21 protein-coding genes are annotated in these 25,016 nt (G+C 51.2%); 4 read left to right on the top strand and 17 right to left on the bottom strand.

Annotated features, from left to right (window positions below):
* Nucleotides 1–257: 257 nt before the first annotated feature.
* The 3 genes from ACFVSO_RS06955 (at nt 258) to ACFVSO_RS06945 (ending at nt 4,871) form a co-directional block, all read left to right on the top strand.
* Nucleotides 258–2,636 (top strand): beta-propeller domain-containing protein, encoded by a 2,379-nt coding sequence (locus ACFVSO_RS06955; protein WP_387471473.1) that lies wholly within the window; start codon nt 258–260, stop codon nt 2,634–2,636.
* Between the two features lie 188 nt (nt 2,637–2,824).
* Complete coding sequence (locus ACFVSO_RS06950) at nt 2,825–3,793, top strand: acetylxylan esterase (protein WP_387471471.1); 969 nt, start codon at nt 2,825–2,827, stop codon at nt 3,791–3,793.
* Nucleotides 3,794–4,004: 211 nt separating this feature from the next.
* Entirely contained in the window at nt 4,005–4,871 is an 867-nt protein-coding gene (locus ACFVSO_RS06945) for an alpha/beta fold hydrolase (RefSeq protein WP_387471469.1), read from the top strand.
* 515 nt (nt 4,872–5,386) lie between these two features.
* Here ACFVSO_RS06945 and ACFVSO_RS06940 read toward each other — a convergent pair.
* The 15 genes from ACFVSO_RS06940 to ACFVSO_RS06870 form a co-directional block, all read right to left on the bottom strand.
* On the bottom strand, nt 5,387–5,932 hold the full coding sequence (locus tag ACFVSO_RS06940; RefSeq protein WP_387471467.1) for a GNAT family N-acetyltransferase: 546 nt from the start codon (nt 5,930–5,932) through the stop codon (nt 5,387–5,389).
* Between the two features lie 90 nt (nt 5,933–6,022).
* Complete coding sequence (locus ACFVSO_RS06935) at nt 6,023–6,556, bottom strand: GNAT family N-acetyltransferase (RefSeq protein WP_387471465.1); 534 nt, start codon at nt 6,554–6,556, stop codon at nt 6,023–6,025.
* Between the two features lie 152 nt (nt 6,557–6,708).
* Nucleotides 6,709–6,870, bottom strand: a complete 162-nt coding sequence (locus ACFVSO_RS06930; RefSeq protein ID WP_387471463.1) for a hypothetical protein — start codon at nt 6,868–6,870, stop codon at nt 6,709–6,711.
* Between the two features lie 121 nt (nt 6,871–6,991).
* Entirely contained in the window at nt 6,992–8,473 is a 1,482-nt protein-coding gene (locus ACFVSO_RS06925; RefSeq protein WP_387471461.1) for an ABC transporter substrate-binding protein, read from the bottom strand.
* 170 nt (nt 8,474–8,643) lie between these two features.
* Nucleotides 8,644–10,140 (bottom strand): ABC transporter substrate-binding protein, encoded by a 1,497-nt coding sequence (locus tag ACFVSO_RS06920; protein WP_387471459.1) that lies wholly within the window; start codon nt 10,138–10,140, stop codon nt 8,644–8,646.
* 277 nt (nt 10,141–10,417) lie between these two features.
* Nucleotides 10,418–11,020 (bottom strand): response regulator, encoded by a 603-nt coding sequence (locus tag ACFVSO_RS06915; protein ID WP_387471457.1) that lies wholly within the window; start codon nt 11,018–11,020, stop codon nt 10,418–10,420.
* On the bottom strand, nt 11,017–12,156 hold the full coding sequence (locus tag ACFVSO_RS06910) for a histidine kinase (RefSeq protein WP_387471455.1): 1,140 nt from the start codon (nt 12,154–12,156) through the stop codon (nt 11,017–11,019). The genes ACFVSO_RS06915 and ACFVSO_RS06910 overlap by 4 nt, the downstream gene beginning before the upstream one ends.
* A gap of 66 nt (nt 12,157–12,222) precedes the next feature.
* Complete coding sequence (gene desA, locus ACFVSO_RS06905) at nt 12,223–13,275, bottom strand: Delta(5) desaturase DesA (protein WP_387471453.1); 1,053 nt, start codon at nt 13,273–13,275, stop codon at nt 12,223–12,225.
* 129 nt (nt 13,276–13,404) lie between these two features.
* Nucleotides 13,405–15,402: a dihydroorotate dehydrogenase gene (locus ACFVSO_RS06900; protein ID WP_387471451.1), complete on the bottom strand. Its 1,998-nt coding sequence runs from the start codon at nt 15,400–15,402 to the stop codon at nt 13,405–13,407.
* A gap of 53 nt (nt 15,403–15,455) precedes the next feature.
* Nucleotides 15,456–16,694, bottom strand: a complete 1,239-nt coding sequence (locus tag ACFVSO_RS06895; RefSeq protein WP_387471449.1) for an aminopeptidase — start codon at nt 16,692–16,694, stop codon at nt 15,456–15,458.
* Between the two features lie 54 nt (nt 16,695–16,748).
* Complete coding sequence (locus ACFVSO_RS06890) at nt 16,749–17,723, bottom strand: helix-turn-helix transcriptional regulator (protein ID WP_387471447.1); 975 nt, start codon at nt 17,721–17,723, stop codon at nt 16,749–16,751.
* Between the two features lie 223 nt (nt 17,724–17,946).
* Nucleotides 17,947–18,816 carry an SDR family oxidoreductase gene (locus ACFVSO_RS06885; RefSeq protein ID WP_387471445.1) on the bottom strand — a complete coding sequence of 290 codons (870 nt, stop codon included), beginning with the start codon at nt 18,814–18,816 and terminating at the stop codon, nt 17,947–17,949.
* Nucleotides 18,817–18,830: 14 nt separating this feature from the next.
* Entirely contained in the window at nt 18,831–19,634 is an 804-nt protein-coding gene (gene speD, locus ACFVSO_RS06880) for an adenosylmethionine decarboxylase (protein ID WP_387471443.1), read from the bottom strand.
* 150 nt (nt 19,635–19,784) lie between these two features.
* A complete protein-coding gene (locus ACFVSO_RS06875; RefSeq protein WP_387471441.1) occupies nt 19,785–20,702 on the bottom strand; it encodes a DUF4871 domain-containing protein in 918 nt (305 codons plus the stop codon).
* Nucleotides 20,695–21,261 carry an RNA polymerase sigma factor gene (locus tag ACFVSO_RS06870; protein WP_387471680.1) on the bottom strand — a complete coding sequence of 189 codons (567 nt, stop codon included), beginning with the start codon at nt 21,259–21,261 and terminating at the stop codon, nt 20,695–20,697. The genes ACFVSO_RS06875 and ACFVSO_RS06870 overlap by 8 nt, the downstream gene beginning before the upstream one ends.
* Before the next feature lie 138 nt (nt 21,262–21,399).
* Here ACFVSO_RS06870 and ACFVSO_RS06865 point away from each other — a divergent pair, with 138 nt between their 5' ends.
* On the top strand, nt 21,400–22,497 hold the full coding sequence (locus ACFVSO_RS06865) for an AI-2E family transporter (protein ID WP_387471439.1): 1,098 nt from the start codon (nt 21,400–21,402) through the stop codon (nt 22,495–22,497).
* Nucleotides 22,498–22,612: 115 nt separating this feature from the next.
* Here the strand turns inward: ACFVSO_RS06865 and dcuC are convergent, their stop codons facing one another.
* Together dcuC and rihC are read right to left on the bottom strand one after the other, a co-directional pair.
* Entirely contained in the window at nt 22,613–24,043 is a 1,431-nt protein-coding gene (gene dcuC, locus ACFVSO_RS06860) for a C4-dicarboxylate transporter DcuC (RefSeq protein ID WP_387471437.1), read from the bottom strand.
* A 35-nt stretch (nt 24,044–24,078) separates the two neighbouring features.
* Entirely contained in the window at nt 24,079–25,005 is a 927-nt protein-coding gene (rihC, locus tag ACFVSO_RS06855) for a ribonucleoside hydrolase RihC (protein ID WP_387471435.1), read from the bottom strand.
* Nucleotides 25,006–25,016 lie beyond the last annotated feature (11 nt).

Genomic DNA, 25,016 nt, shown 5'->3' with positions numbered 1-25,016 from the left:
TGTAACTAACCATACAACTTCTACCGGTCATCGTCAAGCCCAATTCCAAAAAATTCGAAAGATCTTGCGCACAAAAATGGTTTCCCTTACCATGTGAAGGGAGATGAGATCAGAATTGCACGAACCCTAACAGCATGATTTTGCTGATGGGAATTGTAACTTCTGGAAAGGTTTTTGCGTTGTAGAGGATAGCAACTGGGGATTCTGACACGGAGAAGACTGGCATCACCTTATTGATCAAAAAGGGAGGAACAATCATGAAGCGAACTGCCTTATTGGCGGCTTGCCTGGCGATCGCACTATGTCTTCCGTCGTCGCTTCCATGGACGGCCACAAGCGAAGCTCTGGCATCACCGAAGCCGATTCGCATCGAATTGGAAGGCAAGGAGCTGCCGCTTGCGGCGCCCGCCTATATTGAACAAGGCTCTACCCTCGTACCCGTTCGGGAGATTGCCGAAGCATTGGGGGCAAAGGTTACGTACGACAAGAAAAACGGGGAGCGGACCATTCGGTTGACCAAAGGCGAACGTGAAGCCTTGCTTACGATTGGCTCGAAGGGGATGCTTGCGCAAGGAAGAAGCATCGCGCTCACTGCCGCCCCGCGTACCGTCAACAGCGTCACTTTCGTCCCGCTCCGGGCGATATCCGAAGCGCTCGGAACTGTTGTGACATGGGACGGCCAGACGCGTACAGTCCATATCGATAAGCCGCTGGAGCTACCGGCTGTCGGAACAGAAGAGAAGCTGATCGAGCTGCTGAAGTCGACTCCGACTGATGACAGCGCCATCATCTCGCTTCCGGGATTATCCATCCAAGGCAAAGAAGAAGTCCCCGTAGATAGTTCAGCTCCGCCAGTAGCAGAAGCTAATGGAGAAGCCGGGGCACCTGGCACCGACTATTCTCAAACGAACATTCAGGTCAGCGGCGTAGACGAAGCCGATTGGGCCAAGACCGACGGCCGGTTCATCTATCAGATCAGCGGCTCTCGCGTCGTCATTACGGATATTTCCAACCCTGACCAGCCGCGTCTAGCCAGCGAGTTAACGTACGGCTCAAAAGAACAATTCCAACCCGAGCAGCTGTATGTAGACGATACGCGACTGATCGTAATTGGCTATACGACAGACTATGGCGTGGATACGATTCAGACGCCAAGCGAGCAAACTACCGTTATGCCTGAGTCCGAAAGCATGCCGCTATTGCTGCCGCCACCGATGAAGCAATCGGTAAAATCCTATATTTACGACCTTCAGAGCAGCGGTCAGCCCAAGCTGAAGCGCACACTGGAGCAGGAAGGCAGCTACCTCTCCTCCCGCAAGATCGGCGACGCTTTATACATCATCACCAATAAGCTCTATCGCAATTATTCCCTATATGCCAAGTCAAAAGGACTTCATCTGGATGCCATGACAGGACAACAGACGGACTTCAACCAGTTGGCTGCTTCCTTGCGTCCCGTCTATGCCGATTCAGCAGTGTCAGATAAGCCGCAGAACGTATCGCTTGACGATATTCATTACTTCCCCGACATCATCGACTATTCGGTGCTGCTCGTTGGTGCCATCGATCTGGGCCAGCCGGAAGGCCAGCTTCAACTATCGGCTTATCTGGGATCGGGTGATAAAATCTTTGTCTCCCAGCGCCATCTCTACGTGTCCCAACTGCTGTATAAGGCAAAGGACAAAGATTTTGAAATGGTTACGAAGTTCCACAAGTTCCGCCTGGATTACGGCAGCGTGCTCTATATGGGGGAAGGTACCGTTCCCGGTTACGTCACCGATCCGTTTTCAATGAATGAACATGAGGGCTACTTCCGTGTAGCCTTGACGAATGGCGATCTCACATCCGATTATCCGGGCGAGTCCAGCCAGATCTACATCCTGGATGAGAAGCTTCGTATTATAGGGAAGCTGGACGGCATAGCGCCGGGTGAACGGATGTATTCGGTACGCTTCATGGGGAAACGAGCCTATATGGTCACCTTCCGCAACGTCGATCCCCTCTTTGCCATTGACCTGAGCAACCCGCAGCAGCCGAAGATTCTTGGCCAGCTTAAGATTCCGGGTTACAGCGATTATTTGCATCCTTATGATGAGAATCATCTGATTGGCTTCGGCAAGGACACAACCGAAATCAAAGGCTTCGGATCAAATGATACAAGGGCAATAGCCACAGGAATGAAGATCGCCCTGTTCGATGTCAGCGATGTAAGCCGTCCAAAGGAGAAGTTCAAGGAAATTATCGGAGACATCGGCACTCAATCAGAGCTGCTGAACGACTACAAGGCGCTGTTGTTTTCCAAAGAAAAAGGGCTGCTTGCCTTCCCTGTCACGCTCTATGAGATCAAGGATAAAGATGCTGAAGGGAACGCAGACGCATTCGCCCACGGCCAGTTCGCCTATCAGGGCGCCTATGTGTACAGCATCGATCTGGAGAAGGGCTTCCGTCTGAGAGACCGAATTACGCATCTGTCAGATGAGGAAATGCTGAAGAGCGGCATGTATAGCTACAACTATTCGAAGGCTGTCAGACGAATTATGTATGCAGGTGATACGCTGTACACGTTGTCGGATGCCATGCTGAAGGCCAATTACTTGAGCGATCTTAAGGAACGCGGCGAGCTGCTATACCCATAGCCATTGCGCACGGGAGGACAGTGATACACTGTCCTCCTTCACTATTTTTGGATTTACCACGCCAGTCCCAACGAATCTGGTATACTATTGTCCGTACGAAAAAGCAGTGCATTGCACGTTTAAAAAAACAAGCCTCGAATAAACTCATGAAGAATCAGAAGCTATGCTAACCTGAGGAGGAATTCAACATGCCACAGCCTTACGACTTGCCCTTGGAACAGCTTCGCGCCTATAAGCCGCTGCCGACCAGACAAGACGACTTCGACGATTTCTGGAATACGACCCTGGAGAAGCTTGCGGAGGTCCCTCTTCACTATGAAAGCACCGAGCTATCCTATCCTGTTAAAGGGATCAAAGTGTACCGCGTGCTGTACACCGGATTCCATCATGCGACCATTGAAGGTCTGCTGGCCTTGCCTGAGGGGAGCGATCCCCTGCCGGGAATCGTAGCGTACCACGGCTACAATTGGTGCCAGGACAGCGATATCCATGAGACCGTCAACCTGGCGCTGAAAGGCTACGCGGTCTTGAAGATGATGTGCCGCGGCCAGCACGGCCTGAGTGTCGACAATGTGGTGTCGTCAAACGGGCATGTGACGGGCTGGATGGCGAAAGGCATTCAGAACAGGGACGAATATTATTACAGGGCCGTCTATATGGACGCCGTGCGCGCCATCGACGTTCTAGCCGCGATGCCAGAAGTCGATCGTGAGCGTATTGCCGTAACAGGCGGCAGTCAGGGCGGAGCCATCACTCTTGCGGCAGCTGCATTATCCGACAAACCGAAGCTTGCTGTCGCGGATTACCCGTATCTGTCCGACTTCCAGCGGTCGATTGATCTCGCGCCGCGCGGTCCATACGGTGAGCTGAATGAATACTTCCGGCGGCATTCCGGCAACCCGGAGATCGAGACGAACGCGCTCAGAACGCTATCTTATTTCGATCTGATCAATCTGGCTCCGCGCATTCGCTGTTATTCCTGGATGACGATCGGACTTGTCGACGACATTACGCCGCCGTCTACCGTATTTGCCGTCTACAACCATCTCCAGTGCCCGAAGGATATTGCCGTATACCGGTACTTCGGCCACGAGCTTATGCCCGGTTCAATAACGACCAGGCTCCAACTGTTCATGGATTATTTGCAGCCATCCTGACAGGTCTGATAACTGTATATCCTCTATATGTACCACCCTGCGCCTCCTGCGCGCAGCTCGAATTGAACGACAGAAGCGGAATGCACATGCATTCCGCTTCTGTCGTTCTTTATTTTCCAACCATTGACAATATACTCATTTTCCATTATCATTTTTACCATGGCAAATAATTTTTCCCTAAGGAAACAATTTGGATTGCGAGGTGAACGGAATGCCCAGAGCCGCTATTGAGCACCCACTATTCGAGCAATTGATTGCGTTCCGAACGACCTACCCCAAACAAACGCTTCCGTATGACGGACTGCAATGGAAGTATCATATAAGCGGCAAAGGAAAGCCAGCGCTGCTGCTGTTGCCCGGCGGTCTAGGAAGCGGCGAAGCGTTTTTCGCGCATTTCATGGAGCTGACGAGCCGCTATACCGTCATTGCTCCTTATTACGGCAGAGCCGAGGATATTGGACAGTTGACGGAAGGTATCATAGCCATTATGGAGCATGAGCATATCGAATCGTTTCATGTGCTGGGCCAGTCCTTCGGCGGCCTTGTCGCGCAAGCGCTGCTCTCGAAGGTGCCGCACCGGATCGACAGGATCATCTTGTCCCATACCACCACCGCATCTCCAGACCCTGCAGCCGCTCCCAGTCAAAAACGCATCATTCGTATCCGAAAGCTGATCCGCATCGTCAAGATGGTCCCACGCTCCATGTTCATCACCGTATCCCGCAATAAAGTTCAGAAGCACTTCCGCTCCATGCCTGCCGGTGAAGTCCCCTTCTGGCAATGGTACTTTGAAGAGCTTATAAGAAGCCAGACAAAACAGGAGCTTCTTGCGATCTATCAGTGTATGCTGAACTTGGATTCTAAGCCTGTCCCGCCTGTGAGCCCGTTATTCGATCAAAGCAATATGCTCATTATCGATTCTCCCGCAGACGCATCCTTCTCGGAGGAAGAACGGGATGCGGTTCGAACGCAATTCCCGGATGCCGACTTTTTGCGGTTCAAGCATGCCGGGCATCTCAGCATAATTACAGAGAGAAAGCAGTATATGAAGGAAATCCGCAAGTTTCTAATCTCTTAAAACAACAGCACGCCAAGCATATTCGGCCCGATAAACGAATAGCCGAGCATGGATTGGCGTCGCATCCAATTGTTCGTTTTCATATACGTCTCCCCCTTGGCATGCTGGCTAACTTTGGCTGACCTCATCTTATCAAGGAGGGGCGGGGGCTTTTAAGGAACATTCCCACCGCATTCGTATCACCAAATGACGCATTTTCCGCCCATCATACCGCCTGCTTAGATCGTGGATTTGTTCTATATGCGTGTCGTAGGGAGGGGCGTGCTGGGCAGAGGTTTCTGGCAACACTATTTCTGTGAGCTCCAACTTCTGTATCTAACTAAGCCCCAGCGTCCAAGACGCTCCCTCCCTCCTTAAAAAGAAAAAGCAGGGACATTCGTCAACTACGAATGTCCCTGCTTCTCCTGCAATCCAACTATCCAGTCATGCCCTGCCTCGTTCTGCCTTGTTGTTCTTCTGAATTCTCTCGTCTCAATCTCCGAAGTTCGCCGCAATTGTGCTGCGTACCCGAAGACCTACGCCTCCTGCTGCAACTTTTCATACTCATGCTCCAGAATAGAATACTGATACGAGTCATGCCATTTGCCTTTGTGGAACATATGCTCACGCAAATGCCCTTCATAGGTCATGCCGAGCTTGCGCATGACGGTGGCAGAGCCGATGTTGCCCGGGCGGCAGGTCGCGTAGACCCGATGAAGGCCAAGCTCCCGAAATCCGTACCGCAACAGGGCACCAGCAGCTTCGGTCGCATACCCCTTCCCCCAATGCTGCCTGTTAAAGCAATATCCAATCTCGCCTTGCGATGCTGGCAGAACGTATAGTCCCGTGCCGCCGATCAGCCTCCCGCTTTCCTTCAGCACAACGGCAAGCTCATATCCCTCTCTAGGCTTCTGCGCCTGAATGCGTAGCATATGAACAATGAAGTCCCTTGTATCCGCCTCCGAGTTCGGTCCCCATATCATATGAGTCGTCACTACCGGATCTGACGCATATTCATGCACAGCATCCTGATCCTCATGAGTAAACTCCCGAAGCAGTAATCGTTCCGTCTCTAACTGCATGTCACGCCGCCTCCTCTAATCTGTCTATCGTTCAACCAGCACTCTATGGCTCTGCGATGACTGTAATGATTTCTCTGCTTACAGCGCTGACTACTCTCTTCCATCAATCCAAAACCGCTTCAAAACTTCACCCTTCTCCGTTGTAAAAGGAGAATCCGGCACGCCGCCCGCCCCTCGGATCGTCCGCTCCGAGGCTTCGTTGTCGTGATCGCATACTAGCAGCACGCGATCGATGCCCATCGCTTTCGTAATCTTCAGCGCTTCCGCAAGCTGCACCGACGCATATCCTCTGCCGCGGCGCGAAGGACGAATGCCGTAGCCAATATGTCCGCCGCTCTCTAGCAACTTCTGATTAAGCCGATGACGGATATTGACCGCCCCGACCACTTCCTCATCCTCGTTGATTAACCAATAAGTGGAATGCGGCACAAAGGCGTCATCCTTCAATTTCTCCTCGCTGTCCGCAGCACGCAAAAATGCCAGATAAGCTTCAAAATCCCGCGGATCTTGTTCCACTACCCAAGGCACGATAGCATCAATGCCCTCCGTCATCCAATCTTCATAAAAATTCGTATACGCTTCACGGTAAGCCAACGACGGCTCCACCAGCCTCACACTGCCCATGCGGCATCCCTCCCTGATATTCCGTTATCAAGATAATGGACACTATTATATCCATGTAGTTTCAACAATGCAATATGAAAGACCGTCCCAGGGCTCAACAAGTGTCCAAGGACGGTCTATTCCGAAATATGTGATTCACCGAGGCATCCTGCTTACTTCTGCTGCTGCAAATAATCGTTATAGCGCTGCGCCATCCGAGCCTGCGTCTCGTCGCCAGTCTGGTTGCCGAGGAAATACTTCTCGTATTCCTGCGAACGCAGATCCATGACTTCCTGCGGCACGCTGCGGATGAGCCATTCGCCGATATTCAGCATCGCCGCCTCGCCGCTGAGGAATACATTCTACACCGGCATTTTCGAAGTCAGCTGTTCGCCGAGCAACGGAGTCGTCTCTTGCGACTCTCTCGCATCTATCCTTGCTTTGCCATCGATTTATCTAAGCTTCCTCGTCAGCAGCCAAATCTTCACCTTCCGATGGCGCATCAGATGGCTCCAACCCTTCAGCCGGTAACTCCGTCTCTGTGACTTCTTCAGTCGGCTTGCTTCCGTCACCGGAAGCATCAGTCCTGGCCAGAAGTGCTTCACCTCTTGCTTGAAGCGACTCCAATGCCTCCTCTAGGCCTTTGCTTCCATCCTGGACGGCTTGAAGCTCCTCGTCCTTCATCCAATAAAATTCATTGTAGAAGGAATCGGGCAGCCTGTTCTCTACTGCTGCCTTTTTATTGAACGATGGTTTTAGCTTGTAGAAAGCCTCAAAGTGATGTCCCGCATCGTCACGGATATACTTCGTATGAATCGGAAGCCCTCTGCCAAAGCCCAGCTTGGATTTCAACCGAGTATGCTCTTCATCAGCCACAAAAGAAATCAGCTTCCACGCTGCCTCCGGGTTCGGGGAATCTTTCATAATCGCAAATACTTCCGAGAGAAAAAATCCGTTGGAACTGTCCCGATTTTGCTCGCCAACCGGCACGGTAACCATATCCCACTCCTTTATCAAATCGCCGTTATCCCCACCTAGCTTGCTTATTTCCTCCAATTCACGAAGCAAATAGCTTTGATCAAGGAGCATGGCCACACGATTAGCCAAAAAAGGATTTTGCTTCAAGTAACTTTGGTACGTCATTGACATTGGACTGCTCTGCTGATCTTGACGATAGAACGTATCCGAATCCGTCAATTTCTTCGCCAACTCCACTGCCTCTTGCCACGCAGGTGTGTTGACCGTTATTTGTCTTGTAGCTTCATTGACATACTTCAAGCCTTCGCTGCTCATGATCATGTCCGAGATTTCATTCAACTTCCCGGAGTATCCCAGCTTAATTCCATATATGCGATCCGTTGGCTCTCCGTCTGCCGGGAAACGCTCAGCCAATTGGATCACCTCGCTCCAGGTCATTTGATCACTTGGATAAGGGATGTTATGAGCATCGAATAGTCCTTTGTTGTAATAAAGCACCCGTCCACTGAATGACGATGGCATGCCATACTGCTGGCCGTCCCCTATCTCCTTCATCATATCGATAATGCCAGGCACCATTTCATCCGTATTGATCTTATCCCGGGCCAAATACGTATCCAGGCTTAGAAGCTTGCCTTTCTCCGTTAACGTCTCCAGGTCATACAGGTCAATTAATAGTAAGTCCGGCTTTTCTTTTTCAATAAGCTCTTGTTTGGCTTTAACGGGATCCTCCTCGTTGCTGTTGTATATCCGCTGTAGTGAAATAACCTCGAACTCAATCTCCGGATATAACGTACTGAACAGCATCCCGTAATTCCGATAAAATTCTTCTTCGGAGTAGTACAGAACCTTCAATGTGACAGGGTCACTCGTTTCCTGCTCCTTACCTCCTAAGCTGCATCCGGTAAACATGACGCATACCACTAGCAGCAAGGAAAGCTTTTTACACCAGTACGTCACTTTCTTTCCCCCTCGTTACTTGTTGGCCCGAAAAAAATCGGATATCTATCCAATCACCATTTTACTTATAATGAATACTTATTATATTTTTTTCCATATTTATTTCAAAAAAATGAGACATCCCTTATGGCTTTTTGCCACCTGAAATGTCTCATTCGTCAGTTAGTTCATTATTCTACAACAACAGATTCTACAGCACCGGACGCTCCGGCTGCTTCTTGCATTTGCTTCATTTGTTCTGCGTTACGCTCTTCCCATAGCTTGTTAACCTCTTCATCCGTCATGGACTCTTGAGCAAGCAGCTCTTCACCCTTCGTCTGCAAGGAAGCAAGTGCATCATCGACAGACTTGTTGCCGTCCTGAATCGACTTGAACTCCTCTTCCATGTAAGTGTAATACATCATGCTGAATTGCTTCGGAAGCTTCTCGAACTCTTTGTAGTCCATGGTCGGCTTCGAAGGCTTCAGCTTGTAGAATGCCGCATAGTTGTGGCCCTCATCATCCTTGATATACTTCGTATGAATCGAGAAGCCGTTGTTGTATGTTAGCTTCGACTTCACGCGTGCATAATTTTCACCGGAGATGTACGAGATGAACTTCCAAGCCGCATCAGCGTTCGGCGAGTCCTTGGCAATTGAAAAGATGTTGTTGTACCATGTGCTTGTGCTATGATCAGGCATTTGCGAGCTAACCGGGATCGTCACGATATCCCAATCCTTCACGATTTTGCCTTCTTCCTTGCTGTAATACTCAGCAGCTTCCTTCAAGTCGCGGATATAATAGCTTCCATCGATTGTCATCGCTGCACGATTGCTTGTGAATGGATTGCGCAGCATGTAATCATCGTAGTTGCCCGAGAAGCCCATATTATTTTGTGATTCAAAGTACAAAGCTTCGGATTTAATGGCGTCATAAGCCGTTTGAACCGCATTTTTCCATCCAGCTGTATTGATCGTCATCGTTTTAGTTGCCGGGTTAACATAGTTCAGACCTTCGGATTGAGCCATTGTTTGCGCCAGCTCGCTCAGATTGCCGCTGTAACCAGCCTTCAGGCCGTAGACGCGGTCCTCTTTTTCTCCATCGGTCGGGAACTGTCTAGCCAATTGGATGACTTCGTTCCATGTCATATTATCAGTCGGATACGGAATATTGAATTTGTCGAACAAGCCTTTATTATAGAACAACACTTGGCTGCTGAAGCCGGAAGGAAGACCATACAGCTGGCCGCCGCCAAGCTCCTTCATATAGTCGATCATGCCCGGCACAAGTCCAGCTGTATCGAACTTATCCTTGACAATATAAGCATCCAGGTCGGTGAACTTGCCGTCCTGTGCCATCTTCTCGTACTCTGAAATGTCAAGCATCAGTATATCTGGCTTTTCCTTATCGATCAGTTCCTGTCTGGCTTTCTCATAATCGACCTCTTCGCCATCCGCTCCCGAATTGCCGCGATAGATGCTTTGCGTCGATACAACGGAAATATCAATTTCGGGATATAACGTACTGAACAGCATGCCGTACTCCTGGAAGAAGCTTCCTTCATCGTAATACATCACCTTGAGTGCTTGCGGCGTATTGGAGCTCTCCTCTTTGCCGCCAAAGCTGCAGCCTGCCAGAAGCGTCGTTACGAGCACGACAGAAGCTGCTTTTTTGAACCAGTTTTTCATTTCTTTTTCCTCTCCCCGCTTTTTTTCTAACTCCCATGTCATCCAATATGTACCATAGACTATACGTTTTTACGAACATAAAAGTTGCATGTGGCATCGTTTTTCCATGCTTTTTTTAATAAAAGCCGATTTTCCATGCCCGCTTAGTCTACAGGTCTTCATCTCCTCTTAACTATAATCGGAATTCCTGTTTTAGTTGTAAACATCTTGTAAATATGTTGTAAATATTTTCTTAAACTTTCTTAAGAAGTACCCCGAATCATAATAAAAGGGCCGGTTACTTGAACCAGCCCTTCTCCTTGAATCTCGTAATTGCCTCAATCCGATTGCTCACACCCAGCTTATCCAGAATGACGGAGATGTAATTGCGTACCGTCCCTGTCGTCAGGAAAAGCTCGTTTGCGATTTCCTTCGTGTTTTTGCCGTCGGCCACCAGCTCCAGCACTTCTTTCTCCCGCTCCGTAAGCGGATTATCTGAGCCGCCGCCGTAAGCTTCGTCCATCAGCTCGGAAGCGTACACCTTTCGACCGGACATAACGCTTCGAATGGAGCTTGCCAGCTCCTCGCTGGGACTGTCCTTAAGCAGATAGCCGCTGACACCGGCCTTAATCGCTCGCTCGAAATAACCCGAGCGGGCGAAGGTCGTCAGAATGATGACCTTGCTCGCGCCTCTCATCTCTTCCGCCGCTTCCAATCCGCTCTTAAGCGGCATCTCGATATCCATGATGCAGATATCCGGCTTATGCTGCTTAGCCAGAGCGATCGCTTCCTCGCCATTCGACGCCCGCCCTACTACCTTCATGTCGTCCTCCAAATCAAGAAGCGAGGACAGCGCGCCAAGCAGCATGCGTTGATCCTCCGCTATGACGATTGTAATCATTCGCTAGTCTCCTCCTTCGTGGGACGCTTCACAACATGCGGCACCGTAATATTCAGCTCGGTTCCTCTGTCAGATCTAATGCTCAGACTCCCGTTAACGAACTCCAGTCTCTCCTTCATCCCGCGAAGCCCGTTGCCTCGATAATACCCGGGCCGTACAGTCATGCCTATGCCGTCATCCGATACGGTGATCGAGAAGTCGGTCGGGGTTGATGTGAAGGTGATCGTGCAGCGCTTGGCCTTACTATGCTTCACCACATTCGTGACCGCTTCCTTCATAGACATGCAGAGCACGTTTTCGGTCAGCAGGTTCGTATCGTTTAGCCGGTAGTCCCCTACTACATGAAGCTCGATATCTGCTGCGGCTAATATTTGTGTAACGCGATGCAGCTCCTCGTCCAGCCTGGCCCCCCTCATCTGGGTGACCATCTCGCGCACTTCCTTGAGGGCGGTCCGGGCAGTCTGCTGCACGTCGCGTATTTCCGCTTGGGCGCGAAGCGGATTTTTATGAACCAGCTTGCCCGCCAGATCGCTTTTGAGTCCGATGAGAGACAGCTTCTGGCCAAGCGTGTCATGCAGGTCACGCGCGATGCGCTGACGTTCCTCCTGCTTCCCAAGCTCCGCTATCCGTTTGTGGGCGTCCTCCAGTTGGCCTTCCAGCTGGCCTTGCTTCTTCTGGTTATACGTATTGAACGGAAGCAGAATAACGACGATCAGGCTGATCAGAATAAACGGAAATTGCGTGAAAAACAGCTGATTTTGGGTAGCAAAGCCGTAATTGACCGTAATGAACGTACTTGCCAGATGAATCGCATATAAAGTGAAAAACCCTGCTCGGTTCTGAATATTGCCAATAAAAAAAGCCAGGAAAATGGAGAAGTACACGTAACTGAACAGAAGCGTCATCGCAATCGATATGAGAATTTGCACACTCGTCCAGAAATAGACAAGCCATCCTTTGGAGACAAAGGACAGCCGGTAGCATACGAAGAACAAAATGATCATGACAATGCCGGAGATGACCTCCGGCGTGGACGACGAACGGAATATAAAGTAGAACGGCAAGATGCAGAAGACGACCCAAACGTATGGGCTCAGCCCTGTATTGCGGTGAAAGATTTGATACCACTTATTCATCTGCAACCACATCCTCTGCCTTCCGACTCATGCCGTGTCTTTCTCGTTATTGTAGCATACTCCGCATTAGCTTGCCTTGCGGGGATTACCTGAAGGCGTTACACGGCTAGTCGATGACGGTCGTCTCAGACGGTCCTTCACAGCGCGGAAGCTGACGAACCGCTTGCCTTCTTCATCCCACAGTCTGAACTTGAGTGACTCGAAGCTCTGGCGGATCGTAATCGTAGTCGCCTTATGCAGCGGCGGTACTGCATCATGCGCCGTCTCCAGATAATAGTTCGGCACCTTCGGGCTAAGATGATGCACATGGTGGAAGCCGATATTGCCGGTCAGCCATTGGAACAGCTTCGGAAGCTTATAGTACGAGCTGCCATCTACAGCCGCCTTCACATAGCTCCATTCTTCCTCATGCTCGAAGTACGAATCCTCGAACTGGTGCTGTACGTAGAACAGCCATACGCCAAGTACACCGGACAGATAGAAGATCGGGCCTTGCACCAGAAGGAATGCCTGCCAGCCGATTGCCCAGCACATAAGCGCGTACACGGCAACAATAAGCGCGTTCATCAGATACGTATTCATGCGTTCCTTGCGGCGGGCACCCTTGCGGTTGAAGCGGTATTGGAACAAGAATACATAGATAGGTCCGATACCAAACATAATGAACGGATTCCGATAAATCCGGTAAGCGAGCTTCTGCTTCCAAGATGACGCAGCATACTCCTCCACCGTCAAGATCCACAAGTCACCTACGCCCCGCTTGTCAAGATTGCTGCTTGTTGCGTGATGAATGGCATGTGAGTTTTTCCATTGCTGATAAGGGACTAGCGTAAGCACGCCAGTTATAATACCCATGATGTCATTGGCCCGCTTGCTCTTGAAGAACGAGCCGTGGCAGCAATCATGGAAAATAATAAAGGCTCGAATAACGAAAAAGGATGTGGCTACGCCAAATGCCAGCGTTAGCCAATAGGATATGGACAAGCTCCAGTAAGCGGCATACCATAAGGCAACCAGCGGGAGCAGCGTATTGAACAATTGCCTTATGCTAACGTTAAGTTCGGAATGTTCGTAAGGGGCTACGCTTTTTTTCAATTGCATTTGTTTGGGATCAGACATGCTGACGTCCTCCTCTGAGTTCCATAGAGCGGGAGGAACTAGCCTTCTCCGGCTCTTGCTTACTCCATTGTAGAATAACGACCGTATCTGCTCCTAGTCATAAACGTCAAGTCGCCTATATGACAAATGTCATATAGGCGACTTCTTCATCATGTATGGATACAACAGAATAAGGCCAGCTATATACAAAAACACTGCTACAAATGCGGGAAGAAGATGCATGAAATCGATATAGCCGATGCCGTAATGAACGGATAGTCCGGCATAAAATCCTGGCGCCCCTCCGATCAAAAGCGTCCACCATAACCATCTCCTGCCTTGGCCGATCCCCCAAAGGGCAATAATGAGAATCGCGATGGCATCGCATAGCAGTGCGCCTCCAAAGCCTGCCCGATCATGGGCAATCAGGGAGATCAGCTTCGGATTGACGGCATTTAATTGATCTGGCACAGTGCCCAGAAAGGCCAGGTCCGCCTTCACGAATACATGGGTTACGCCAACGCTGGCAATCGCAATGCCGCCAGCCGTAAGCGCAAAGCCTAATGCAACAAAGCACAGCTGCCCCCACATCGCCAGCATCCATGCCCGGTCATTGCGCAGATTGACCGGCTTGCGGCTCGGTCTGTCGGCATGGCCTCTGAGGGAGAAGATGAACATGGGCAGAAGCACAGCAGCCGCCAGCGCATGAAGCGGATCAAAGTAGCCATAGCCCAGGTAAAGAAAGAAACTGGAGAAGCCCACTACACAGGAGGACACAAGAGCCGTACGCGCCCAATGCTGTCCGTATCGCAAGCCGTATCTGGCAAGCTGATAATACAAAATGCCGATGGAGATCATCGTACCTGCCAGCGTAATCCGGTCATGCGACATAAAGTGGAGCAAGTGGTGGTTCACATGATGGATCTCTGGGATCGACATTCCGAGGAATCGTGTATCGTAGGAGAGCAGCACATCCGTCGCCCCGATCCACCACGCTAATAGTCCGCCTATGATCATGCCGACGCCAAGCAGGCACATCCATCCCCAATTGCGCCAGAAGGGAATTGGCTCTGGCGGTGACTCCATGCGAACCGTCTCGTAGATGATCGCCTCGTTAATCCGCTTGGGCAAGCCGGGGCCGGAATGAACAAGCCCGCTGTGCAGCATGATGAGATCGGCACCCGCTTCAAGCAGTCTTAGCGCGTCCAGCGGCTCATGGACACCCCCGCCAGCCTTGATGATGAAGTCATCACCCATCCTCTCGCGTAGCAGAGCGGTCTTGCCCAGCGACGGGTCCAGACCAGCCTTGCCTACGACAGCCTGCTTTATTGATTTACCGTTCGTCGTTCCTACGGCAGCTGGCTGATCAGTCTCAGATCTTGATCGGTTATCTTCATCTGGCAGGATATGCTCCAGCCAAGCTTCGCCGATAACGGCACCTTGCCAGCGGACTTCTTTCGTGCACTCTACTAGTTGCAGCAGCCGCTCATCAGGCAATGATAGCGGGACGTACAGGAACAACGGCAGCTCATGGTTCATTCGCAGCTTTGCAAGGTCATGACCTATGCGCTCAACTTGCTCCCATGGTTGATCACCAGAAGCAATGTCAATATAAAATCCGGCCGCTCCCGACTTGGCCAGCGTCTCCATCAACTTATTCAGCTGCTCCAACGCTTCGTCGGGCGATGCGCCAGGCATCGGCGTCAGCCGCGCATAGGAAGGCAGCTTATGCTTCCTATGCGCCAATCGCTCTGCTATAGCGGCCAATCCGTCATTCTCGAAGTAGTCAGGATAATAGATCGTCTCGCTTGTGCGGTCATTCCTTATCGGATCGTCGCTCCGAATTGCGTTTAACGTCACAGGCCCCAACTCCATGAAGCCAGGCCCGAACTGCGCAAGCGCCTCCTGCGCGACTCCTGCAGGATCGACCCCTCCCGATACCCCAATCGGCGAAAGAAGCGCCAAGCCTGCTGCTTGACGCTTCAATATCGGGGACAGCTCCATATGGCCAAGCGTCCGGATGACGAACGAGCCGCCCGGCAGGCGGCTGATCGCACCCATCGCTCCCAGCGTGAACGAGCGGCTGACGCGTGACGGCAGCCGGGACAAGAGCGGACGGAATAGGGTTTGATAGGACCAATCCGGCATAGCGTTCAGCTCTCCCCTTCCCTAAGCTTTACACCGTGATTACCACTGGCGCATTAGATCGCCCAGGCTCCCTTGCGGAAGACAGGCACGACTGTGCCATCGGCTTGAATGCCGTCAATATCCATCTCGGCAGAGCCGATCATGAAGTCGTTATGTGTAATGCTGGAGTTGACGCCATGAGCTTCAAGCTCCTCCGGCGACATCGTCTTGCCGCCTTCCACGTTGAACGCATAACCACTGCCGATTGCCAGGTGGTTGGACGCGTTTTCGTCGAAAAGCGTATTGTAGAACAGGATGCCGGACTGGGAAATTGGCGATTCATGCGGCACAAGCGCGACTTCACCCAAGTATTTTGCTCCTTCGTCCACATCGACCAGCTTCTTCAGAATTTCTTCGCCTTCCTCGGCTTCTACTTTCACGACTTGGCCGTTCTCGAAGGTCAGCTTGAAGCGGTCGATAATGTTGCCGCCATAGCTAAGCGGCTTCGTGCTGGACACATAGCCGTTCGTACCTGTCTTCAGCGGCACGGTGAATACTTCCTCTGTCGGCATATTCGCCATAAAGGAGAAGCCCTTCTCGTTCGTGCTGCCTGCGGCTACCCAGATATGCTTCTCGTGCAATTCTACTGTCAGATCTGTGCCCGGCGCCGTGTAATGCAGCTTCTGGAAGCGACGCGCATTCAACGTCTCCGCCTTCTCGTGCAGCGTTTCATTGTGCTTCACCCATGCTTGCACCGGATCAGCGTCATGCAGGCGCACGGAATCGAAGATCGCCTTCCACAGCAGGTTCACCGCTTCGCTCTCGGATACGTCAGGGAACACTTTCTTCGCCCACTCTGCTCCTGCCGCAGCCACGACCGTCCAGCTCACCTTATCCGATTGAATCGCTCTGCGGAACTCGCGCAGGCCTTGACCAGAAGCTTTCTGGAAAGCAGAGATGCGTTCCGACGGAATACCCTGCAGCAGGTCGGGGCTGGATGCCGTAATGGAGATGAACGCCGCGCCGCGCTTCACAAAGTCATTGCGCTTGGCTGTCTCCCACTCTGGAAATTGGCTGAATACATCGTCCGCCGCCTTCTCGTATTTCAGACGGGACAACTGGTCATCCGCCCATTCCACATGCACATTGGAAGCTCCCGCTTCATAGGCTTTGGCAGCTACAAGACGAACCAGCGGCGCGATCTCAATGGAAGCTCCGTTTATGTATACCTCTTGGCCCTGCTGAATGTTAACGCCTGTGCGAACGATCAGCTCGGCGTATTTCTCAAAATACTGCTCCATATTTGTGCTCATATGTACATCTCCTCTATCTTCAAATGATGGATCAGGCATGTGCCTATCCGTAATTTATGCACGGTTCCAGTATACCACTCGCAGCGCCTCGATTTCATCCATGACCATCTTCCTTAGTACGGATGGCTCTAGCGCTTCCATGCCCGCTCCATAGCTCATAATGATCTGGCAGGCCGACTCCAGCGTCTCAAATTCCACACGAGCAGTCGTCCATCCCGAGGTGTCATCCGCCTCTTCTTGCCGCATAGAAAGAACATACCTCTCCGACTCCAGACGGCGCAGGAGGCTATTCTTGAGCCTGACCACCGCGGGATAACGCGGCAGCTGTCCTTTGAAATCCGCCAAGGAACGCTCCCAGTATGCCGCCAGATTGAATGCCTCCGGGGGACGGAATCCGTTCGGAAGCAGCTCTGCTGACCTCAGCCTCGATATGCGGAAGGTGCGGACGTCCTCCGCTTCTGTCAAGGCTGCGACGTACCAGACATTGCGCTTCGCCACCAGTCCAAGCGGCCTTATGACGCGGTCTGAGGAGACGCCATCGCGATCATAGGCAATACGAAGCTCCCGCTCCTCCCAGACCGCCTCCTGTACGATCGGCAAGTGCGGGTGTTGGTCCTTGCCGTATTTCTCCGCATGCCAGCCGGCTCCGTCGATATGGATTTTGCTGCGGACCAGCTCTGCATTCTTCCTCGCCGTATCCGTCGTCGCCGCCAGCAGTTTCCGAAGCCCCGCCTCCAATGACTGCCGCTGGCCCAAGTCGCCCAGCTCCTCACCCTGGCTAGATAGAAGCAAAGCGGTAAGCTCATCGGCGTGAAGTCCCGTCAGGCTGGAGCGGTATCCTTCCGTCAGGAGCCAGCCGCCTTGCGGTCCCCGCTCTGCATACACAGGAACGCCCGCGCTGCTTAGCTCCTCCATATCGCGCAGAACCGTCCGCTCCGTTACCTCCAGACGCTCCGCAAGCTGCTTCGATGTCAGCTTCCCCTCGGATTGCAGCAGCAATACGATAGACATCAGCCTTCCTGCACGCATGATCATCACCTCTCCCCAACGTTGTTCATCTGTTTCCATCTTATCATGCTTATATGACAGAAGATGTCGTATATGAGCCAATATACTATACGGATTCAAGGACATCGACGGCAGCTCTCCGCATTGGGGACGCTATGCAAAGGAACACGGCTTTCTATAAGCGGAACATGGAACAGGAGAGGCCGGACATCGGCCTCTCCTTGTTCGCTTAAACATCATCGTCTTATCCGTTCACGATTTCTCCGCCGTTAATATGAAGGATCTGACCTGTCATATAACTGGAATCCTCGCAGGCCAGATAGACATAAGCTGCTGCTAACTCATGGGGCTGGCCTGGCCTTCCCATCGGTGTGTCCGAGCCGAAGGTCGATACCGCCTGCGGATCGAACGACGCCGGAATAAGCGGCGTCCAGATTGGACCTGGCGCAACGCCGTTGACGCGGATGCCCCCGCCTGCGAGATTAGCGGCCAGCGCCCGCGTGAACGACACGACGGCCCCTTTGGTCGAGGAATAATCGATCAGCGTGGGATTCCCCTTATACGCCGTAATAGAGGCGGTATTAATAATCGATGCTCCTTGCTTCAAATGAGGCATAGCTGCAATCGTGACATGGAACATGCCGAATACATTGGTACGGAACGTTGCCTCCAGCTGCCTCGGCGTAATATCCTCCAGCTTCTGGCGCACATGCTGCTCCGCCGCATTATTCACGAGAATGTCCAGCTTGCCATGTGCTTCGATTGCTGCGCGGATGAGCCCTTGCCCGAACGTCTCTGAACCGATATCTCCCGCAACCAGCTTGCATTTCACTCCATGCTGCTCCACGATCTCCTTGGTCCGATTGGCATCGTCATGCTCGTCTTTGTAGGCGATGACTAGCGATGCTCCTTCCTTCGCATAAGCAACGGCAACCGCCCTGCCTATACCGCTGTATCCGCCTGTAATGACCGCCACTTTGCCCTTCAGCTTGCCTGCCGCCTTGTACTGGTCCGTCTCAAAAATTGGAGGCGGGCTCATCTCCGATTCATTGCCGGGCTGCCGCTCCTGATTTTGCGGGGGGAAAATCTGCTGTTTTTTATCCGAATTCGCCATCGTCATCAGCTCCTTTATTTGGATATGTGATAAAAGATTTCGTCCATCTCGCGCCTGAGCAGCCGTTCGATCTCCGTCTGTTCGCCTTCGCTTAGTGAATCCTTTGTATACCCGAACAGGTAATTGTTCAGATCGAATTGCTTCAGCCTGCATTTGGTATGGAACGTATTTTCCTGATAGATGTTCACGTCAATCATGTCATAGAGTCTACTCTGCTCCTCCGGAATATAATTCTGGATGGAGTTGATCTCATGGTCGATGAACAGCTTGTTGCCGTCGATATCCCGGGTAAAGCCGCGCACTCTGTAGTCGATCATCATGATATCCGTGTCAAAGGAATGGATTAGGAAGCGCAGCGCCTTCAGCGGCGAGATCTCGCCGCAGGTCGATACGTCGATATCCGCGCGGAACGTGCTGATCCCTTCGCTCGGATGGTACTCGGGATACGTATGCACCGTAATATGGCTCTTGTCCAGCGCCATCACAACAGTGGACGGCAACGGGCCCGGTGTCTCCTCGAAGGTGTCGACCGGCACTTCCACCACTGGCCCCTCCGATACAAGCAGCGTCACGCTGGCCCCTTGCGGTACATAATCCTGCTTGGCCGTATTCAGCACATGGGCGCCAATGATGTCCGCTACATGATTCAGAATGGATGTCAGCCGGTCAGAGTTGTATTGCTCATCGATGTAAGCGATATACGCCTCCCGCTCTTCCTTCGTCTTCGTGTAGCAAATGTCGTACATGTTGAAGCTTAGCGATTTCGTCAGATTGTTGAAGCCATGCAGCTGTATCCGCTGCTCCGGCGTTAGATTCACTTGGGAGCACCTCTTTTCCATACCTACTATTTCCTTTTACCCCTCTGCCAATTCCATGAATCGACTTTCGTCATATCCCTGCTACTCGTCCATATAAAAAAAGGCATCCGCCTCACTGCCCGCACAGGGAGCAAGGGGATGCCTTCATCCTTAATTATCTTCGTTTTCTTTGACATCCACTACGATGCTTCCCATCAGTTTGCCGTTCATATAAGGGAGCAGCCGCCATTTCCCCGGCTCCGGCAGCATCATGGACGATGGCAGCTGGTCATAACTGCCTGCAGGCCGGTACTCCAGGATAGTAACCAGCTTCTCGTCGCCTTCCCTTACGGCCTTCACCTCAAAGTTGCCTTCCTGTGCCAAGTTTCTATCGAGGAAAAACCACATATACTTATTGTGCTGGTTGGCAACAAACCCTGGATCTATAAAAGCTATCACATCCGGAATCCCCCTTAGCTCAAATGTCTCCACGTAGAAGGTAGGCGTAAGCGACCAGTCCGGCTCTGCTACATCCAGCACCACATCGGCATAATACTCGCCATCAAGGCTGATCTCATAACGCCACATGCCGCCCACCGGCAGCGCGAAGCTTGTGGTCCATCTCTCTAGTCCCGCATAACCGGAACTCGGCACCTCCACAACCGTCGGTTCTACTACAGTTACGCTCTGTCCAGTAGGCAGATGCACCGCCTCGATGGAAAGCGACTTACTGAGCAGATCACTGAAAGGCGCGGCAAAGTGAAAAAGGTATCCGAACGGAGCTCCGGCTCTGAGCCCGGGATCTGGGAACACCTCCACTATCAACTTTCCGTTATCATAATACGCATGTTGAGCCGGGGGAATCTCTCCTTCTGTCTGCCAGAACGATAAGCGGCCCGCGATTAAAAATAACGCCATTCCCAAGATTGCGATGGAGGCCAGTAAAGCAGCCCGGAACATTCGTTTAAGCCTATAGGTTTCTCCCCTCACCCCTTGCCTCACCTTGCTCTTCAGTTCATTCGTGAAATGAGAATGATAGAAGGGCGATTCCTTCAGTCCAGCCTCCCAGTTCCCATTGCGACTATCCATCGTCCTTGCCTCCTTCCTGTTCCTCTTTCAGCCATTCGGACATTTTCTTCTTCGCCCGGAACAGTCTGGACTTGACCGTCCCCTCCGACAAATCGAGCGTCGCTGCGATCTCATCCATCTTCATTTGATAATGGTAAGCGAGCAGCAGCACTTCCCTGTGCTTCCTTGGCAGCTTCATTACGGTCGCCCATACTTCGCGGGAGGACATCCGCTCGAATACGACTTGCTCAGCAGAAGCAGTCGAGCCTTCTGCTCGATAAGTCCCCATCAGCACAGCCCTTCGTATAAACGCATTTCTCAAGTAATTCAGCGATTTGTTGCGGGCAATGCTAAGCAGCCAGCTCTTCACGCTCGCCTCTCCCCGGAATGTGTACATTCGGTTATACACGGTCAGAAATACTTCTTGAGCGATATCATCCGCAGCGTCACGCCGGCGAGTAAGAAAATAAGCGAAGTTCCATATATCCTCGCCGAATTCCGTCATCATATCCTCCAGCACGGCAGAACGGTCGAAGCCCGGCGCCAGATGATGCAAGTAATGCTTCTCCAAAGTTTTCACCTCTATGAATAAGACCCCGCAGGCATCCCAATAGTTCCATTTTTCCATATTTTTTTCGTTTCATATATGGGATTCAGGTTTACTTACCTTTAAAAATCATGACTATGGATCGCTTGTCGCATGAAAGGGGATAGCCGCATGTCTTGGAAAGAAAAAAAAGGATTCAAATGGCTGGTAGTGGCCATTCTCGTGCTGCTTCTCTTTTATTTACTTAGCCTGAATCGCAGCTGGTTTCAGCCTATTGGCGTCGTTCTAAACGCGGTTTTTTTTCCGTTTGCTGTAACCGGCGTGCTTTACTATTTATTCCGCCCGCTAGTGGAATGGCTGGAACGCCGAAAAACACCGCGAAGTGTCGCGGTGCTTCTCGTTTTTCTCGTAATCGCCCTGTCACTTGCCGGAATCGTTCTGACGGCCGGCCCGTTCTTCCAAAAGCAATTCGCCAGCTTCGTCGCTCAAGTTCCCGAGATGGTCGAATTTGTGGCGGATGGCATAGAATCGCTTCGCAATGAACAGCAAGCTCTGGCCCCTCCTATACGAGATGCCATTCCGAATTTGAGCCAAGAGATCGGCTCGGAGTGGAATCGATATGCCGGCTCGATCGCGGGTAGTATGCTGCGCGTATTCAACTGGATGAGCAACGCCTTATTCGTACTGGGGCTTGTGCCGTTCATCCTCTTTTACGCGCTCAAGGATGGAGACAAGCTTGTACCGAAGCTGATTGACCTTGCGCCATCCTCCTACCGGGAGCATGTGCCTCCCTTACTGAAGGATTTGGATGATACGCTCTCCTCCTTCATTAGAGGCAAGGCTGTTATTAGCCTCGTCGTAGGCATCCTGCTCCTCGCAGGCTATTCCATTATTGGATTGGAATACGCGCTTGTACTTGCCGTTATTGGCATGCTGGCGAATATCGTACCTTTCTTCGGTCCCGTTATCGGCGCAGCGCCTGCTGTGCTGGTTGCCCTTATCCAAGATCCCGTAATGGCGCTTTATGTTGTTCTGGTCACTGTTATCATCCAGCAAATCGAAGGCAACTTCATCTCGCCGCAAATTATGGGAAAAACGATGGACATTCATCCGGTAACCGTCATCGTGCTAATTATTGCTGCCGGGAGCCTCACTGGACTGATTGGCATTCTGATCGTTGTTCCGGTTTACGCCGTTGTGAAGGTATTGATCAAGCATGGCCGGCTCATCTTGCATGCCCATAAGCGACAACGCATTCATCCCCAATAAGGGATAAAGCTAAGCACGTGAGAGAATAAGCAAGGGCTGCCTCAGAAGTCGTCTATGACCTCCGGGCAGCCCTTTTTTCCAAGCATACGTTGATTGAACAGCCTGGAACTTAGCCTTATAGGAATATAATCATGGAGAGAACAAACATAAAGATGACTCCGGCAATCATAGGAACCGACGTTCTTTTGACAATGGCAATCGGATCTGCCTTAACGGTTCCGGCCACGATCAGAATAACTGCGGCTACAGGCGAGACGGCACGGAAGAGATTGCCCGACAGACCAAGCGGAACGGATATCGCAATCGGGCTAATGCCCGCCGCAACCGCCAATGGCACAATCAAAGGCACCATCGCAAAGATCAGGGCTGTGCCGCTACCGCTCAAGATAACGATAAGAGCGGTCAATGCAACCAGGATGAGAGGCAGAATAAAGTCAAGCCCATTCCCCTGAATATGCTGCATCGAGGTTTGAAGCTCGTCCACCAAACCAATCGATTTCAGACCTGTTACGAACACGGACGCCGCTACGAGCAACGCCACGATCGGAATAGCTCCGCCCATACCTTTGAAGAAGGCTTCCGTCTTTTCCAAGACGCTCTTATTTCCTTTATGCCTGATCAATTCACACACAATAGCAAGAATCAGGGATACTAATGTCGCTACTTCTACACTAATACTGATCGATTCACCTGTCGTAATCTGAACCGCATACACACCTAACAACAAGATAATAGGGAAGATCGGAAGAATGGCATAAACGGTTTTAAACAGTTTGCCTCCGCTGATCTCAGCGACGGCTGGCGCATCCATGTTCTCCGCTTCATTGACTTTTGTATTCAGCTTTTCTTTCTTATCCATTCGCTTCTGCCAGAAGTAATGAACGATAGCGATAAATATCAGCGTCGGAATGGACACGAGAGCATGATAGTTAAATACATAGTTCGTTACGTTCATGCCCTCGAACATGGCATGCTTGGCCAATTCCTCGGCAATCGCCACGTTGTCGCTTCCGAGCGGAGTCGGTACAATGGTTGCCGACGTAGCGATTACCGCACCTGCGGTTAGGGCTGTCATGCCGGCTTTTCTCAAGATCGGGTAAAGCGTGGCAAGCAAGATGATCGCCAGATTGGATGCGCTAGGAATAACCAGCGACAATACGTTGCCCAACAAGAACACGATAGGGACCAGGAAATAAACGGATTTGATTTTAGCGATAGGTTTCGTTAAAGCATTAACCGTTACTTCATTGGCACCGATGGATGACATGTAAGCTGTATATCCGCCCAAGATAAGGACGATAAAGCCCGCCGCTCCGAAGGTTTGCTTGAATTGCGCGACGATGACTTCAAGCGGATCGAGCCAAAATGATCCCGTGGACTCAAATCCTTTAATAGCGATTTCTTTGCCCATCCCCATACTAATGAGGATGAGAATAATGCCCATCAAGAAGAGTGTAATTTTGATATCCATCTTTTTGATCAGCATATAAATAACGATCGATACGGCTATAATGGCCGAGGCATACATGATGATGTTAGAATCCATGATGTTATTCCTTCCCTAGTTGGAATGCTTATTGTTTAATTGCATTTCTTCAAACTTTCCATAAACCATTGCTTGAACATGTCCGGATCCAGATCAACGCACACTTTGGCGTTGCTAGGCTGCTTCAGGTATCCCTTCAAATCCACGACGGTACATCCTGCAGTTAGTGACCCGTTCAGTTCCACATCCACAAATGTGTCCACTACTTGGAACATTTCCGGCTGCAACAGGTAGGCAATAGCGCAGCTATCGTACATTTTCAAGCCTGTTTTCATGCTGCCGCCTCTGTACTTTTGGAACAATTGATAAATCATGTTCCCCGTCTCATTCATCACTTTCAGCTCAGCGCTGTCTTCCGGGTACACCAGAGCCTTCAAACCAACATCTAGCCCCACCATGACAACAGGCAGGCCGGCTGAGAAGACAATCTTCGCCGCTTCCGGATCGGCAAAAATATTAAATTCGGACATGACGCCCATATTCCCGCGAGTTGTGGAGCCGCCCATCAATACGATTTCAGCAATCTTCTCTTTCACTTCCGGGTACATCTTAAGCAATAGCGCAATATTGGTTAGCGGTCCGATCGGCACCAGGGTGATAGGCTCTTCGCTTGCCATAATGACGCGGTGCATGGCATTCACGGCATTCTCTTTCAACACCAAATCTTCCGTCGGCTCTTCAAAGTCAAAACCGTCCATCCCCGTTGAACCGTGGATATCGCTTGCGTCAATTGGGTCCTTGATAAGAGGTCTGTCCGCACCTAGTGCGACCGGAACGTTTTTGCCAAAGAACTTCAGCAAACGCAGGGCGTTAGTCGTTACTTTCTGTAAGCTGACATTGCCGGCAATCGTCGTAATTAAGCGTACATCCAGCTTTTCACTATAGAGAGCTATGGCAAGGGCTACTGCATCATCAATCCCCGGGTCTGTGTCAATAATGATTGGTCTTGGTTGTTGAGTCATCGTATAATTCC

This window comes from Paenibacillus sp. NPDC057967 (assembly GCF_042887015.1).
In the GTDB taxonomy this organism is placed as follows: Bacteria; Bacillota; Bacilli; order Paenibacillales; family Paenibacillaceae; genus Pristimantibacillus.
The sequence above is the reverse complement of the archived record's forward strand: the minus strand, read 5'-3'. Positions and strand labels throughout refer to the sequence as shown.

Excerpts from the sequence above, each read along its gene's own strand:
- ACFVSO_RS06930 (WP_387471463.1), bottom strand. The coding sequence starts at position 6,870 with ATGCTGAATATCGGCGAATGGCTCATCCGCAGCGTGCCGCAGGAAGTC.
- dcuC (WP_387471437.1), bottom strand. The coding sequence starts at position 24,043 with ATGGATTCTAACATCATCATGTATGCCTCGGCCATTATAGCCGTATCG.
- ACFVSO_RS06955 (WP_387471473.1), top strand. The coding sequence starts at position 258 with ATGAAGCGAACTGCCTTATTGGCGGCTTGCCTGGCGATCGCACTATGT.
- ACFVSO_RS06945 (WP_387471469.1), top strand. The coding sequence starts at position 4,005 with ATGCCCAGAGCCGCTATTGAGCACCCACTATTCGAGCAATTGATTGCG.
- ACFVSO_RS06910 (WP_387471455.1), bottom strand. The coding sequence starts at position 12,156 with ATGAATAAGTGGTATCAAATCTTTCACCGCAATACAGGGCTGAGCCCA.
- ACFVSO_RS06885 (WP_387471445.1), bottom strand. The coding sequence starts at position 18,816 with ATGGCGAATTCGGATAAAAAACAGCAGATTTTCCCCCCGCAAAATCAG.
- desA (WP_387471453.1), bottom strand. The coding sequence starts at position 13,275 with ATGTCTGATCCCAAACAAATGCAATTGAAAAAAAGCGTAGCCCCTTAC.
- ACFVSO_RS06935 (WP_387471465.1), bottom strand. The coding sequence starts at position 6,556 with ATGGGCAGTGTGAGGCTGGTGGAGCCGTCGTTGGCTTACCGTGAAGCG.
- ACFVSO_RS06920 (WP_387471459.1), bottom strand. The coding sequence starts at position 10,140 with ATGAAAAACTGGTTCAAAAAAGCAGCTTCTGTCGTGCTCGTAACGACG.
- ACFVSO_RS06890 (WP_387471447.1), bottom strand. The coding sequence starts at position 17,723 with ATGCGTGCAGGAAGGCTGATGTCTATCGTATTGCTGCTGCAATCCGAG.
- ACFVSO_RS06950 (WP_387471471.1), top strand. The coding sequence starts at position 2,825 with ATGCCACAGCCTTACGACTTGCCCTTGGAACAGCTTCGCGCCTATAAG.
- rihC (WP_387471435.1), bottom strand. The coding sequence starts at position 25,005 with ATGACTCAACAACCAAGACCAATCATTATTGACACAGACCCGGGGATT.
- ACFVSO_RS06940 (WP_387471467.1), bottom strand. The coding sequence starts at position 5,932 with ATGCAGTTAGAGACGGAACGATTACTGCTTCGGGAGTTTACTCATGAG.
- ACFVSO_RS06915 (WP_387471457.1), bottom strand. The coding sequence starts at position 11,020 with ATGATTACAATCGTCATAGCGGAGGATCAACGCATGCTGCTTGGCGCG.
- ACFVSO_RS06875 (WP_387471441.1), bottom strand. The coding sequence starts at position 20,702 with ATGGATAGTCGCAATGGGAACTGGGAGGCTGGACTGAAGGAATCGCCC.
- ACFVSO_RS06895 (WP_387471449.1), bottom strand. The coding sequence starts at position 16,694 with ATGAGCACAAATATGGAGCAGTATTTTGAGAAATACGCCGAGCTGATC.
- ACFVSO_RS06900 (WP_387471451.1), bottom strand. The coding sequence starts at position 15,402 with ATGCCGGATTGGTCCTATCAAACCCTATTCCGTCCGCTCTTGTCCCGG.
- ACFVSO_RS06865 (WP_387471439.1), top strand. The coding sequence starts at position 21,400 with ATGTCTTGGAAAGAAAAAAAAGGATTCAAATGGCTGGTAGTGGCCATT.